Origin of the sequence: Roseomonas haemaphysalidis (genome assembly GCF_017355405.1) — a bacterium.
Classification (GTDB): domain Bacteria; phylum Pseudomonadota; class Alphaproteobacteria; order Acetobacterales; family Acetobacteraceae; genus Pseudoroseomonas; species Pseudoroseomonas haemaphysalidis.
On sequence record NZ_CP061177.1, the window covers coordinates 681,216 to 695,742 of the forward strand.

Here is a 14,527-nt window from a genome sequence, read left to right on the forward strand (position 1 = left end):
GGGGCGGCCTTTCAGGCGCGGCAGCAGGCGCGGATGGTGTCGATCACGTGGTCCTGCTCGGCCGGCGTCATGGCGCCCGACGGCAGGCACAGCCCGCCATCGAACAACCGCCCGGCGACGCCGCTGCCGTGGAAGGGCGCGCCGCGAAAGGCCGGCTGCAGGTGCAGCGGCTTCCACACGGGGCGGCTTTCCACCCCGGCCGCGTCCAGCGCCTGGCGCACCTGCTCGCGCGTCGCGCCGAAGCGGGCGGCGTCGATGGTCAGCGCGGTGAGCCAGCGGGAAGAGCGGCCCCAGCCGGGCTCGGGCATCATCACCAGCCCCGGCAGGTCGGACAGCCGCAGCGCGTAGCGGGCGAACACGGCGCGGCGGGCCGCCACCCGGTCGGCCAGCGCGCCGATCTGCGCCAGGCCCACGGCCGCCAGCACGGAGGACAGGCCGTAGGAATAGCCCGTCGTTTCATGCTGGTAGTGCGGCGCGACCTCCTTGGCCTGGCTGGCCAGGTGCCGCGCGCGGCTGATCAGCACCGCGTCGTCCGACACCAGCGCGCCGCCGCCGCCGGCGGTGACGATCTTGTTGCCGTTGAAGGAAAAGGCGGTCAGCGCCGCGCCCTTGCCGGCCGGGCGGCCACGGTACTCGGCGCCCAGTGCCTCGGCGCTGTCGGACAGCACGGGCACGCCCCAGCGGCCGCACAGCGCGATGATGGCGTCCAGGTCCGCGCATTGCCCGTACAGGTCCACCGGCACCACGGCGCGCGGCAGGCGGCCCTTGGTGGCGGCCTGGGCCAGGCGGTCTTCCAGCAGGTTGGGGTCCAGGGTCCAGCTTTCCGGCGCCACGTCCAGAAAGCGCGGGCGCGCACCCATCTGCACGGCGGGCGCCAGCGTGGCCACGAAGGTCAAGGTCGAGGTCCAGACCTCGTCCCCCCGCTCCACGCCCAGCACCCGGAAGCCGAGATGCAGGGCGGCAGTGCCGGACGAGGTCGCCAGCCCGTAATCGGTGCCGGCGGCGGCGCGCACCGCCTGCTCGAAGGCTTCCGGCACCGGGCCCGCGGGGGCGATCCAGCCGGCGGCCAGGGTGTGGTCCAGCGATGCCAGTTCACCGCCCGCCAGTTGCGGCGGGGACAGCAGGATGCGGCTGCGCGGCCGCGTTGCTGCGGCGGGACGCCCGGGGAAGAGGCAGACATTTTCGCCCAGCGCGCCGTTTCCGGTTGCATCGAGCCGCAGCGCCAAGGCCATCTGGAAGCTCACCGTTTTGTGAACAGAGCCACAACCAAACAGACAAGGCAGAGGTAATCAAGGAGTTTTGTCGTCAAACTTTACATATCACGACGAAATAAATCACCCTGTGGTTGAAACTTTTTCCTGAAGAACTGGCATGGTGGCGTGACCAGGGGCACTGACCCCCTGCCCGCGCAGCAGCACCGCCACCGTGCCCGCCACCGCCCGGGCGTCCCGCGCCAGGGTCGCGCGCGGTGCCTCGGCATAAGCGGCATCGAGTTCCAGCCGCTGGTCCCAGGGCACGCTGTTGCGGCCCGCCGCCTGCGCCACGCCGGCCAAACCCGGGCGCACCCGCAGCCGCAGCCCTTGGCGCGCGGAATACCGCGACAGGTAGGCCACCGGCAGCGGCCGCGGGCCGACCAGGCTCATCTCGCCGCGCAGCACGTTGAGCAATTGGGGCAACTCGTCCAGCGCGCTGGCCCGCAAGGCCCGGCCGAAGCGCGTCAGCCGCTCCGCGTCCTCGCCCGGGCCTTCGCGCATGCTGCGGAACTTCACCAGCGTGAAGGGCACGCCGCCGCGCCCGGCGCGTTCCTGAAAAAACAGCACCGGGCGGCCCAGCGCCGCCGCCACCGCCAGCGCGGTCAGCAGCAGCAATGGCAGCAGGAGCAGCAGCGCCAGCCCGGCGCCCAGGATATCCAGGCCACGCTTGCCGAAAGCCTCATACATCAGGCCGATCCTCGCCTTGTTTGATCGGCGGGCGGCAGCCATCCGCGCCGCCGCCGCGCCACCACGCCGCAGGACAGCACCAGCCCCAGGGCGAACCACACCATGCGGTTGCCCAGGTCGGTGGACACCATGGCCGCTAGCAGCACCGGCAGCGCCAGGGCCAGCATCCGCGCCAGCCGCCCCGGCGCCATGCGCCGCAGCCGCCCCAGCGGCACCAGCACGGCGCCGCCGAAGCACAGCAGCCAGCCCAGAAGCCCCGGCACGCCGCCTTCCGCCCAGGCTTCCAGCAGGTGGTTGTGCGGGTACAGGCCGCGCCGCTCGCCATAGCCCGCCGCCAGCGTGAAGCCGCCGGTGCCGAGCCCCCAGGGCAGCGCCGCGCTGCCCCATTCCATGGCCGCCCGCCACAGGGCCGGCCGGGCGGAGCTTTCCACGTCGCCCTGGGTGAAGCGCTCCAGCGTGCGCAACCCGTCCGCCCGCGCCGGGTCCAGCAGCAGCGCGCCCAGGGCCAGCAGGCCGCCCGCCGCCACCAGCGCCACCCAGCCCAGCGCCGCCGCCGGCCGCGCCGCAGACCACAGCCGCGCCGCCGGCGCCAGCGCCACGCACAACCCGAGCGACAGCAGCGCCGTGCGCCCCCCCGGCAACAGCACCGCCACGCCCATGGCAGCCACGTAGCCCAGCCAGAACAGCCGGCCCCGCCAGCCCGCCGCTTCCACCGCCCGCACGCCGCCCAGCCCCGCGGCACAGGCGATCACCAGCCCGGCCAGCTGGTACTGCACCCGCACCAGATCCGGATTGGCACCCACGGCACCGCCCAGCACCACCGCCCCGCTGGCCAGCCCCCAGGCGACCGAGGCGCCCACGAACGGCCCGGCCAGCAGCACCACCGCCACCATGGCGCGCCGCGCGCCGGCATCGGCACCCGCCATGGCGCCGGCCAGCAGCATGGGCGGCGCCAGCAGCACCACCTCCGGAAGCTTGGCGGACAGGATGTCGTGGCTGACGCTCCAGGTGCCGGCCACGACCAGCCACAGCCACAGCAGCCCCGCCCCCGCCAGGGCGGGCGCCAGCAGCGGATGCACCCACCAGCGCCGCGTCAGCCCGAGCAGCACCAGCAACGGCCCCAGGGACAGCAGGGACAACACCGTGATGTCGAAGGGCAAGGCCGCCACCAGCGGCGCGCCCTTCAAGGCGCCGGCGAACTGCAGCACGGCGGCGGCGAGCCCGGCGGCGGAAGCGATGGCGGCGGTGTCGATGCGGATGGCGCGGGCAAGGCCAGGGGCGCTGCCCCTGGACCCCGCCGGGGTGGCTGAGCCACCCCGGACCCCGGCATCAACGGCCGCTGTCATGTTGCGCGCCGGGGGTCGTGGACCCCCGGCGACTGCCGGCGGGGGGGCTGTGACAATTCAAGAAATGGCAGGCTGCAGGCGGGGTCCGGGGAAACACGGTCCCCCGGCGGGGAAGTCCAGAAGGGGCGGCGCCCCTTTTGGCCACGGCCGCCTTCACGCCCGCCCGCCCCGCAACAGCACAACGCAGGCGCCGCCGAACAGGCAGGCCATCGGCGCCGCCACCAGCAGCAGCACCAGCAGCAACGGGCGGTTGGGCACGGAAGGCTTCAGCTCCACCCCCGGGCCGGACACCAGCCGCGCCGCCACCGCCTCATCCGCCGCCAGCACCATGGCGGCGCGCTGGTGCTGGGCCAGCAGCTCGAAGATCGGCGTGCGGAGGTAGATGTCGCGCTCCGTCGCCAGGCGGGATTCCAGCACCTTGACGCGGCGGGTCACCAGCTCCTGCAGGTCGCCGCGCACCTTGGCCTCGGCGAAGGCATGCAGGCGGGCCAGCACCTCCTGCGCCAGCAGCCGGTCCGGCAAGGAAACCTCCAGCGTCCAGGTGACGGAGGCCAGCGACTGCGTGACGGCGAGGCCGCGTTCCAGCCAGCCTTCCGCGTCGTCCTGGTCCTGGTCCATGCGCAGGCCCAGCGTGTCGCGCAGCCAGCCGGCGGGGCCGTCGGCGCGGCGGGCGGCGAGGCCGGCCATCAGCCCGGTGTCGCGCGCCAGCATGGCCGCGGCCTCGGGGCTGCGCAGGGCCGCGAGATACACGGCGAAGTTGCCGCTGGGCCGCGTGTCCAAAAGGCTGCCGGGCGACAGCGCGCTGGCGGAGATCAGGGTGGAGATGGCCAGCCCGGTGGTTTCCGCCGGGGCAATCACGGCCTGCGCCAGATAGGCGCGCGGCCAGCTCAGGATCAGGCTGCCGCCGGCCAGCACCAGCAGCAGCGACAGCGCCGCCAGCCAGAGCTTCAGCCGCCAAACGCCGCGCAGCAGCACGTCCAGCGGCATCAGGGCAGCCCGACGCGTGTCAGCAGGTTGCGGACCGGCGCCCGCGCGCGGGCCACCAGGACCTCGCAGGGGTGAGCCACGCCGTAGGCCGGGCTGTGCCAGCCGGGCTCCAGGGTGATCGACAGGGGCGCATCCGCCTCCATGACGATGCGGGCCGGGCCGGCGGCGCCGTCCGGCGTGACGCGCCAATCGCCGGGGCCAAGGTGCCAGCGCAGCGACAGCGCGCTGAAGTGGCCGCCCACCGCGTCGGCGACCTGCCATTCGCGGCCCGCCACGGCCACGCGGCGGCTGTGGCGGTGGCCGTTGGCGTCGCGCATCGCGGCGCCGTCCGGCAGGGCGCGCAGGCGCGGCCAGCGGGCCAGCAGAAAGCGGCCGGCGCGCGGCATCGGCTCGCGCTCGTCGAAGGTGATGGTGTTGTGGGCCCGGGCGGCGGAAAAATGCTCCAGCCACCAGCGGTCGGCGGGCGGCGGGTTGTAGGCGCCGGTGCCGGCATCGGCCAGCAGAGGCCGGCCGCCGTCCCACAGCTCGAAATGCAGCAGGTCCGCCTGGCCGGGGCGGAAGCGCAGTGGGCCGCAGCGCAACAGGCCCCGCGCGCCCGCGGCCTCCCACCCCATGCTGCCGCCGGCGCGCCACCGCGCCGGGCGCGGCAGGGGCGGCGGGGCGGGCAGCCCGAGCCAGTCGCAGCCCGGCTCCTCCGCGAAGCCGGCCGAAGCCCCTGCGAACAGCCGCATGGCGCGTTCGGCGCTGCCGCGCGCATCCGCCGCGCCACCGAGCGACAGGTCCGCGAAGGCCGAGCCATCCTGATGGCCGAGCCGGGGCATGGCGCCATCCGCCGCCACCAGCCGGCCCAGCCACCGCGCGGCGGCGGCGGCCCGCTCCGCGAAGGGTGGCGGCAGGGGGGGGGCGCCATGCCGCCGGCGCAGCCATTCCACCAGCGACAGCACGTCCAGCAACAGGCGGTGATAACCGGTCGAGACCTGCGCGAAGCCGCCATCCGGCGCCACCAGCCGTTCCACCGCCGCCGCCAGCGCGCGCCCCGCCGGCCGCGCATCCTCCCCCAGCAGCAGGGCGATCACGTAAAGCCCGGCGGGCTCGCTGACCGCGTGGTTGTTGTCCTGCGCCTGGGCATACAACGCGGTGGCGCGGATGCGCCGGGCATGCAGCGCCAGCAACGCCCGCGCCCCCGGCGCCGGGGGCCGGTCCAGCAACGCCAGCGCCAGCGCCAGGTGCATGGCTCGCAGCGCCGCCTCCTGCCCGCAGGCCCAGTGGGGGCCGAGAAAGGGCGGGTTGGCGGCGCACCACGCGGCCAGCCGGGCATCCAAGGCCGCGGCATGCCCCTCGCCCGGCCATAGCCGCGCGGCCTGGGCCAGCGCGGGCAGGCAAGCCAGCCGCCCGGATTCCCACACCGGCCGGACGTCGCCGGGAGTGAACAGGTCCATGCCCAGCGCGGGGGCCGTGGCACTGAAGGGGCCATGGTGGCCGGCGGGCGGCAGGGTGGCGAGGCGGGCGCGCAGCGCGTTTGTCCAGCCCGAGGGCATGGGGCGGGCAGGGGGAAAGGTCGGGGGAAGGAATTCCCCCGAATCCCCTTCTTTCCTATGGCCGTTTTGCGGGCCCGGCTGAGGTGGCGTGGCGCATCCGGCTGCTGACGCGGCGCAGATTTCGCCGGGGCGGGACATGGAATCAGACAAACAAAAGAAGGGGGTTCGGGGGAATTCCTTTCCCTGGCCTTCTTCCGCCTCTCGATACCGCCGCTCGGCCCCCCGCAACCGCCGCGCCGGCACACCGCCCGCCATGAGCAACCGGTGGCCGCCGTAGCGGACCAGCACGCGCGGGCCGAGCCGACGGGCGGCGTCGGCCCGCAGCATCAACCGGAAGATGCGCGCTTGGATCGGCATGCGCGCGATGATAAGTGTTCATTCACGTTTTAGCGAGCGGCAACGCCGCCAGTCTGTTTCGCCTGGAAGGATTCCGGCCCGCCGTGTCGCTGAAGCATCGCAAGCTGAAGGCCGCCGGCTGGCCGCTCGCTGTGATCGCCGTCCTGGCGCAGCCGGCGGCGGCCGTGGCGCAATACGCACCGGTGCCGGGCGGCACCACGCCGAGTCCCCTGTTGTCGCCGCCGTCCCTGCCCTCGGTGCTGCCGGGCGGCATTCCCGTGCCGGCGCTGCCGCCGGCGGTGCAGCAGGACATCCTGCAACGCATCCTGGATGCCTCGGGCAGCGGCGGGGGCGGCATGGCCCCGGTGCCCGCCCGCCCGCCGATACCGCAGCCCCTGCCCGCCCCCGCCGCCGCGCCGCCCGCCGCCCTGGCCGCCGCGCCGGAAGCGCCCCTCTCGCATACCGAGGCCTTCTATGCCGCGCGGCTGGACGTGGCCCTGCGGCAGTTCGGCTACGACACCTTCCGCGACATGCCGCCCGGCGGCCCGGCGGCGGTGGGTGCCCTGCCCGACAGCTACGTGCTGGGCCGCGACGACGAGGTGATGATCGCCATCCGCGGCCGCACGCGCCAAAGCGTGACGCTGCGCATCAGCCGCGACGGCACGCTGCTGCTGCCCGACCTGCCGCCCTTCATGGCCGCCGGCCGCACGCTGGGCGCGCTGCGGGCCGAGATCGAGGCGCGGGTGGCGCAGGAGCTGGGCGGCTCGGAGGCTTTCGTGTCCGTGGGCCAGCTGCGGCAGATCGGCGTGCTGGTGGCGGGCGAGGTGGCGCGGCCCGGCATGCAGTCGCTGCCCGCCATGGCCTCCGTGCTGGACGCGCTGGCCATGGCCGGCGGCGCGCGCAAGACCGGCTCGCTGCGCGGCATCCGCGTGGAAGGGCCGCATGGCCGCCGCGTGGTGGACCTTTACGCCGTGATCACCGGGGAAGGCGCCACGCCCGACCTGCAGCTGCGCGAAGGCGAGCGGGTGGTGGTGCCGCCGCTGGGCGCCACCGTGGCGGTGGGCGGCGAGGTGACGCGGCCGGGCATCTACGAGCTGCCGGCGGGCGCGGCGCAGGCGCCGCTCAACGCGCTGCTGCGGCTGGCCGGGCAGCCGCTGCGCCCGGCGGGCAACCGCTTTCTGCTGCAGGGCACCGATGCGGGGGGCCGCCGCTCCTTCAGCGAGACGGGACCCGCCGCCGCCGTGCGGCGGGGCGATGCCGTGCTGGTGCAGCCGGGCGCCGACGTCGCCGCCGGTCAGGTGCGGCTGGCCGGCCACGTGACGGCGCCGCTGCTGCGGGCGCCGCGCGCCGGCGGGCTGCGCGACATGCTGCACGACCCGCGCCTGGTGAAGCCCGACCCTTACGTCCGCATGGGCGTGGTGTGGCGCGTGGACCCGCAAACCCGCGTGCGGCACTTCGTGGGCTTCGACCTGGGGCGGTTGCTGTCCGGCGGCGGCGACCTCCGCCTGGCCGAGAACGACGAGATCCTGCTGCTGTCCCAGGCGGACGTGCTGTGGCTGGCCAGCCCCCCCGTGCAGCGTGCCCTGCGCGGCGAGGTGCCCCCGGCCGCCGCCGCAGGCCAGCCCGCCCTGGACTGCCCGGCGCTGCAATCCCTGGCGGTCGCCGCCCGCTCCTCCCCCGCGCGCTTCGCCCATGCGCGCGGCGCGGGCTTTCCCGACCTCGGCGCGCCGCCCTGCCCGCAGGTGTTCCTGGACTACCCCGCCCTTCTGCCCTGGCTGCTGGACCAGTCGGTGCTGCTGTCCGGCGAGGCGCGGATGCCCGGCCTGTATCCCATCCTGGACGACACGGGGCTGGATCAGGTGCTGGCCGCCGCCGGCGGCGCCACGGACACGGTGGACCTGTCGGCCGTGGAAATGTCGCGCGAGCCGGCGGAGCAGGCCGGGGCCATTCCGCTGTCGCGCACGCTGCTGGACCTGCGCAGCCGCAACTTCGCCGCCATCCGCCTTTCCCCGCGCGACGCGGTGCGGCTGCCGCGCGGCTTTGGCGACCGCGACAGCGGGCCTGTCACCGCCATGGGCGAGTTTCTGCGGCCCGGCACCTACGACATCCGCCGCGGCGAGCGGTTTTCCGAGCTGATCGCCCGCGCCGGCGGCCTGTCACCCCAGGCCTATCCCTATGGCGCCGTGTTCACGCGCGAAAGCGTGCGACAGCGGCAGCAGGAGGGCTTCAGCCGCACGGCGCGCGAGCTGGAGCAAAGCCTGATCCAGGTGGCGGCGGGGCAGGCCATGGCCGGCAGCCGGGCCGGCGGCATGGACCTTGGCGGCGCCATCACGGCGGGGCGGGAGCTGGCCGGCGCGTTGCGCGACGCCCGCGCCGCCGGCCGCATGGTGGTGGAAGCCAACCCCGTGGTGCTGGCCGCGCGGCCGGAGCTGGACGTGCTGCTGGAGCCGGGCGACCTGATCGCCATCCCCAAGCGCCCCAACGAGGTGACGGTGGTGGGCGCCGTGCTGAACCCGGGCAGCCTGCAGTTCACCACCGGCTGGCGCAGCATCGACTACGTGCGTGCCTCCGGCGGGCAGCAGCGCTTCGCCGACGGCAGCCGCGCCTTTCTGGTGCTGCCCAACGGTCAAAGCGCGCCGGCGGGCCTGGGCTCCTGGCAATCCGGCGGCCCGCCGGTGCCGCCGGGCAGCCTGGTGGTGGTGCCGCAGGACCCAAGCCCCTACGAGACCTGGGGCTTCATCCGCGACATCACCCAGGTGCTCGGCCAGGTCAGCATCAGCGCGGCGGCGCTGTCGGTGATCGCCAAGTCGGCGCGTTAGCGCCGGCGGCGGCGCGTCACCATGCCAAGGCCGGCGAGGCCCATGCCGAACAGGGCGAGGGAGGCGGGCTCGGGGACGGCGGTGACGACGGCGGCGGCGGTGCTGGCCCGCACGACGGTGGCATTGGCCAGCGCGAAGAAGGCGCTGCCGTCCACGCCGTTCGGCGCATTGCTGTCCCAGGACACCGTGAGGCTGCTGGTGGGCTGGTCCAGCATCAGGCCATAGAAGGTGGAGGTGCCGGGCTGCCAGCCCGTGGTGTTGATGTAGCTGGCGATCTGCAGCTCGGTCATGTTGGTGGCATCCAGAAACGGAAAGCCACCCAGGCTGAGCTGGCCCGAAACGCCGACGATCTCATAGGGAAAGGTGAAGGTGACGCGAAGGGCGCCCAGGCACTGCTGCGTGTAGGAATCGCAGGTGAACTGGCTGCCCCAGGTGGAACCGCCATACGAACCTACGAACGGCCGGGACTGCACCAAGGTCGGGTCGGTGTAGGGATAGCCGGAAGTGCCGACCAGAACGGCATTGGGCTCGCCCGGACGCCAGGTGCCGAAGCTGTCCTGGTACTCGACCTTGTAGGTGGGCAGCTGCGACAGCGTGATGTTGCCGTATTGCGCCACCGCCTCGCCCAGGGCGCCATACCACCCCGCCGCCGTCAGATAGGCCGCGGCCTCGGCCCGTGGCGCGGCGGCGGCGATGCCTGCCGCCAAACACAGCGCCGTCACGCCAGTCTTGAAGATGGTACGCATCGTCCTTATCCCCCCGGATGTCCCAACCCACGCTTTCCTGCAAAATCCTTGCCAAAAAGAAATATTATTTGAATTCAATTCATTAATCGCGATTCCGTGAGCGGGGTGCCGGGCATCGTCAAATCCACCGACACGCCGCGCCGCTCGACAGCCTGCCCTGCCACGCCGATGCTGGGGGCCGCACCGCCAGAAGGCCCGCCGCCATGAGCGACCCAGCCCCCCTCCGCATCGGCATCCTCGGCGCCGCCAACATCGCCCGCGCCTTTTGCCGGGGTGTCGCCGGCTCCCCCCTGGTGGAGGTTGCCGCCGTAGCGAGCCGCACGCCGGACAAGGCCGGTGCCTTTGCCGCGGAATGCGCCATCCCGCGCGCCCACGGCAGCTACCAGGCCTTGCTGGCGGACCCGGAGATCGAGGCCGTCTACATTCCGCTGCCCAACCACCTGCATGCCGAATGGGCGATCCGCGCGGCCGAGGCCGGCAAGCACGTCCTGTGCGAGAAGCCGGTGGCGATCGGCGGCGCCGAGGCCCAGGCGATGTTCGATGCCGCCCGCGCCCACGGCGTGCAATTGGTCGAGGCCTATCCCTACATGGCCCAGCCGCAAACGCTGCGGCTGCGCGCGTTGATCGCGCAAGGGGCCGTCGGCCGGGTGCAGATGGTGTCGGCCAGCTTCGGCTTCGCCTTCTGCGCGCCCGACGGCACGGTGCTGCGCGATCCGGACGACATTCGCCTGGACCCGGCCCGCGGCGGCGGCGCCCTGCTGGATGCCGGAACCTATTCCATGAGTCTGATCCGCATCGCCACCGGCGAGCGCCCGGCGCGGGTGCATGCGGTGGGGCGCACCGGCCCCAGCGGCGTGGACCTGACGGTGGCCGCGACGCTGTGCTTTCCGTCCGGCGCCATCGCCCAGCTGGGTTGCAGCATGGCCACCGCCGGGCACCGCCATGCCACCATCACCGGCGACCTCGGCGTGATCGAAACCAGCTACGGCAACCACGCGCCGCAGGGTGCCGCGACGCTGCCGCTGCGGGTGAAGCGAGGCGCCGCCAACCCGGTGCCGTTCGAGGAGCTCACCGTTCCCGCCACCGACGGCTTTCGGGCGGAGGCGGAGTCCTTTGCCCGCATGATCCGCCTGGGGCCGCAACACTGGAGCGGCGCGAGCGAGGCGGAATCAGTCGACGTGGCGCTGGCGCTCGAAGCGATCGCGCTCAGCGCCCGTGAGGATCGCTGGGTGACGCTGCCGTCCGCGGAATAGACGGCCGGGCAAGGAAATTCCCCGACCCCGGATTGTCCTGTTCCAAGGCACGCCGATCATCGCGCCGGGCCGGTGGCTGCGGCGCCCCCGGAAACAGACAGAAAAAAAGAAGGGGGTCGAAAAGAGTCCCCTGCCCCCAGTCTTCGCTTCCGCACCGGCGCGGAAACAGCCCCCCGCGTTGTTTCTTGCTTCCGGCAAGCCAAGCGTGACCGTGGCGGAAAATGTCTTTTCGCCGGTTTTGCCGCTCCGCCACCTGTCCCGCGAATGAACTCGCCAATACTTCAACCCGACTCTGCTGGCGGCCCCGCCGGTGATGCTGCTACATCGGCCCCGCGTTCCTTTGCCTTGAAAGCGCCTCGCCATGCGGCTCCCTCGCGCTCTTGTTGTTTCCGTCCTGCTCGGCACCCTGGCGGCGGCCCCGCTGCGCGCCGAGCCCGCGCCGCCCAACGGCCTCGTCTACGTGCTCAATTCCGGCGAAGCCAACATCCTGGTGCTGGACGCCGCGACACGCGAGGAGGTGCGCCGCATCCCCGTGCTGCGCGAGGTGCACCACCTGACCCTGACGCCCGACGGCAAGCGGCTGATGGTGGGCGATTCCGGCGCCAACGAGATGCTGTTCATCGACCCCAAGACCGGCGAGATGTCCAGCCGCGAGGCCTTGTCCAACCCCTACCACCTGGGCTTCAGCCCGGATGGCAAGACGCTGGTCATCACCAGCCTGCGCCGCGACCAGGTGGATATCTATGCCTGGGACGGCGACAAGCTTTCGCTGTCCGCCCGCCTGCGGCTGCCGGACATGCCGAGCCACATCGCCTTCAGCCCCGACAGCAAGATCGCCTACGTGACGCTGCAGGGCACCAACGACATCACGGCCATCGACCTCGGCACCAACAAGCCGGTGTGGAACCTCAAGGTCGGGCCGCAGCCGGCCGGCATTATCTGGCACAACGACCGGCTGCTGGTCGGCATCATGGGCAGCGACCACGTGGCGGTGGTCAACCCGCAGACCCAGCAGGTGGAGCGCCGGGTCAAGGTCGGCCGCGGCGCGCATGCGCTGTTTCCCGGCCCGGCGCGCGGCACGCAGCCGGGGCTGCTCTACGTCACCAGCCGCGTGGACAGCCGCATCACGGTGCTGGACCCCGCCTCGCTCGACATCGTCCGCGTGCTGGACGTGCCGGGCGGGCCGGACTGCGTGAGCTTCGACCCCACCGGCCGCATGTGGGTGACGCAGCGCTGGCTCGGCCGCATCGCGCTGGTGGACCCGGAAACGGGCGTGGTGGCCAGCCAGCATGTCGGCCGCTCGCCGCACGGCATCCTGTTCGAGCCGACCGGCGGCGTGACGCCGGTGGCCATGGGCCCCACCGTGCCGGTGGCCGCCATGCCGCTGGCACCCGCCCCGACAGGCGCCACCGGCCAGGCCGAGGCGATGCCCGCCAGCAACAGCGACGTGACCGAGGACGAGCGCCCGCCCACCCCGCCGCCCGCCGGGCGCCGCCTGTTCACGCCGCGCTCGCAGCGGTAGGCCGTGGCGGGAAGGCCGGGGAATGAATGCCCCCCGCACCCCCTCTTTCTTGTGATCCATCATCGCGTCCGCCGCCTTCGCGCGGTCGCCAGAATTTCAAGGCGGCTTCCATGAACCGTCAAAGCGCGACGCCTCCTCGACCACGCCTGAAAACAGACCAGAAAGAAGATGGGGGTTCGGGAGAATTCCTTTCCCCGACCTCTTCTTCCCGCCGCGCCCTGCTCGCCACCGGCCTCGGCCTGCTGGCCGCCCGCCCCGCCCTGGCGCAGCCCGCCATTCCGCAATGCCGCGCCGGCACGCTGTATCTCACCATCGACACCGGCTGGGGCCGCGAGGCGGAACAGATCGCCGCCGTGCTGCGGGCGCGCGAGGTGCGCGCCACGCTGTTCCTGGCCGACGAGCCCGACTTCCGCGGCGGCCGCACGCTGGATGCCAGCTGGGCACCGTTCTGGCGGGCGCGCGCGGCGGAGGGCCACGCTTTCGCCAGCCACACCTGGCGGCACTGGTATTTTGGCGCCGACCCTGGCTCGGGGCGGGTGCGCTACAGCAGCCGCCGTGCCGGCGAGGGTGCCGAGGTGCTGGACGGCCCCGCGCTCTGCGCCGAGCTGGCCAAGCCGATGGACGCGCTGCGCGCCGTGGCGCCGGCGGCCCGCGTGCTGCCGCTGTGGCGGGCGCCCGGCGGGCGCACCACGCCGAATGCCCTGGCGCTGGCCGCCGCTTGCGGCCTGCGGCACCAGGGCTGGACCGCGCGCGGCTTTCTGGGCGACGAGCTGGATGCCAAGGCCAGCCCCAACGCGGCCCTGCTGCGCCAGGCGCTGGCCCGCACCCGCGATGGCGAGGTGCTGATCATGCACTGGGGCGTGCGCAGCCGGACGGAGCCCTTCGCGGAGGTCTTCGCACCGTTGATCGAGGGGCTGCAGGCCAAGGGCTTCTGCTTTTCCCTGCTGCCCGACAAGGGGGTTGCCTGATGTTCGACACCGTTCAGGACTGGTGGAACGCCTTGAACGGCTGGCTGTTCGAAGGGGTTGTGCAGCCGGCCCTCTACAGCCTGGGCCTGATGGCCTGGGCGGAAGACGCCTTCGACTGGATGGACTTCTTTCTGTTCGGGCTGGTGCAGGTGGCGATCGTCTATGCCGTCTGCCGCCCGCTGGAAGCCTGGAAGCCGGTGGAGCGCTGGGACGACCGCCGCGTGGTGCGCACGGATGTGCTCTACACCCTGCTGGCGCGCCTCGGCATCCTGCCGCTGATCGCCTTTATCGCCTTCTCCGCGCTGGAATCGCGGCTGGCGGGCCTTGTGGCCGACAGCGGCTGGGTGCCGCCGACGCTGGAAACCCTGATCCCGGCATTGCGCGATTCCCCGTTGCTGGCGCTGGCCGCCTATGTGGTGGTGCTGGATTTCGGCGAATACTGGCGCCACAGGCTGCAGCACACCTTTCCCTGGTGGTGGGCACTGCATTCCGTGCACCACGCGCAAACCCAGATGACCTTCTGGACCGACGACCGCAACCACATCATCGACGACATCATCGGCGCCGTGTGGTTCGGCGGCCTCGCCCTGCTGATCGGCGTGCCGCCAGGGCAGTTCCCCATCGTGGTCGTCATCCTGCGGCTGGCCGAGAGCATGAGCCACGCCAATATCCGCCTGTCCTTCGGCGCCATCGGCGAGCGGATCTTCGTGTCGCCGCGCTTCCACCGGCTGCACCACGGCATCCTGGAGCCGGGCATGGATGGCAAGAACTTCGCCGTGCTGCTGCCGGTCTGGGACTGGATCTTCGGCACGGCCGACTTCCGCCGCCACCACTTCCCGCCCACCGGCGACACCGACCTGCCGGACTCGCTGGTGCATGGCGGCTGGCTGAAGCAGCAGGCGGTGGGGGCCAGGCAATTCGCCCGCGCCCTGATCGGCCGGTCCCCGGCCCCGCCGGAACAGCCGGCAGCACCGGGCAAGGCGTCCGGCGCCGTGTGAACGAAAGGCCGGGGACGGAATTCCCCGGCCTTTCTTTTTGTCTATTCCGCGAGCACTCGCGCGCCGCGAGCGGA

11 protein-coding genes are annotated in these 14,527 nt (G+C 72.9%); 5 read left to right on the plus strand and 6 right to left on the minus strand.

Annotated elements, in window-relative coordinates:
* Nucleotides 1-11 precede the first annotated feature (11 nt).
* The 5 genes from IAI59_RS03055 to IAI59_RS03075 all read right to left on the minus strand — a co-directional run bounded on the left by IAI59_RS03055 (nt 12) and on the right by IAI59_RS03075 (nt 6,168).
* Nucleotides 12-1,232, minus strand: coding sequence for a DegT/DnrJ/EryC1/StrS family aminotransferase (locus IAI59_RS03055; protein ID WP_207418837.1), 1,221 nt, complete (start codon nt 1,230-1,232; stop codon nt 12-14).
* 102 nt (nt 1,233-1,334) lie between these two features.
* Complete coding sequence (locus IAI59_RS03060; RefSeq protein ID WP_207418833.1) at nt 1,335-1,940, minus strand: sugar transferase; 606 nt, start codon at nt 1,938-1,940, stop codon at nt 1,335-1,337.
* On the minus strand, nt 1,940-3,286 hold the full coding sequence (locus IAI59_RS03065) for an O-antigen ligase family protein (protein ID WP_207418832.1): 1,347 nt from the start codon (nt 3,284-3,286) through the stop codon (nt 1,940-1,942). Before IAI59_RS03065 ends, IAI59_RS03060 begins: the two co-directional genes overlap by 1 nt.
* A 153-nt stretch (nt 3,287-3,439) precedes the next feature.
* The gene (locus IAI59_RS03070; protein ID WP_207418830.1) at nt 3,440-4,273 is read right to left on the minus strand and encodes a hypothetical protein; all 834 of its coding nucleotides are present in this window, start codon (nt 4,271-4,273) and stop codon (nt 3,440-3,442) included.
* The gene (locus IAI59_RS03075) at nt 4,273-6,168 is read right to left on the minus strand and encodes a heparinase II/III family protein (protein ID WP_419556479.1); all 1,896 of its coding nucleotides are present in this window, start codon (nt 6,166-6,168) and stop codon (nt 4,273-4,275) included. The genes IAI59_RS03070 and IAI59_RS03075 overlap by 1 nt, the downstream gene beginning before the upstream one ends.
* A gap of 83 nt (nt 6,169-6,251) precedes the next feature.
* Between IAI59_RS03075 and IAI59_RS03080 the strand changes: the two genes are divergently transcribed.
* Nucleotides 6,252-8,966 carry a polysaccharide biosynthesis/export family protein gene (locus IAI59_RS03080; RefSeq protein WP_237181185.1) on the plus strand — a complete coding sequence of 905 codons (2,715 nt, stop codon included), beginning with the start codon at nt 6,252-6,254 and terminating at the stop codon, nt 8,964-8,966.
* On the opposite strand, the gene IAI59_RS22955 is transcribed toward IAI59_RS03080, so the two are convergent.
* Nucleotides 8,963-9,712 (minus strand): PEP-CTERM sorting domain-containing protein, encoded by a 750-nt coding sequence (locus tag IAI59_RS22955; protein WP_237180869.1) that lies wholly within the window; start codon nt 9,710-9,712, stop codon nt 8,963-8,965. The two genes, IAI59_RS03080 and IAI59_RS22955, sit on opposite strands and share 4 nt — an antisense overlap.
* 203 nt (nt 9,713-9,915) lie before the next feature.
* Here IAI59_RS22955 and IAI59_RS03090 point away from each other — a divergent pair, with 203 nt between their 5' ends.
* The 4 genes from IAI59_RS03090 (at nt 9,916) to IAI59_RS03105 (ending at nt 14,453) form a co-directional block, all read left to right on the plus strand.
* A complete protein-coding gene (locus IAI59_RS03090) occupies nt 9,916-10,965 on the plus strand; it encodes a Gfo/Idh/MocA family protein (RefSeq protein WP_207418828.1) in 1,050 nt (349 codons plus the stop codon).
* A gap of 361 nt (nt 10,966-11,326) precedes the next feature.
* Entirely contained in the window at nt 11,327-12,487 is a 1,161-nt protein-coding gene (locus IAI59_RS03095) for a YncE family protein (RefSeq protein WP_207418827.1), read from the plus strand.
* Between the two features lie 110 nt (nt 12,488-12,597).
* Nucleotides 12,598-13,455, plus strand: a complete 858-nt coding sequence (locus IAI59_RS03100) for a polysaccharide deacetylase family protein (RefSeq protein WP_207418822.1) — start codon at nt 12,598-12,600, stop codon at nt 13,453-13,455.
* A complete protein-coding gene (locus tag IAI59_RS03105) occupies nt 13,455-14,453 on the plus strand; it encodes a sterol desaturase family protein (RefSeq protein WP_207418820.1) in 999 nt (332 codons plus the stop codon). The genes IAI59_RS03100 and IAI59_RS03105 overlap by 1 nt, the downstream gene beginning before the upstream one ends.
* Nucleotides 14,454-14,527: the final 74 nt, after the last annotated feature.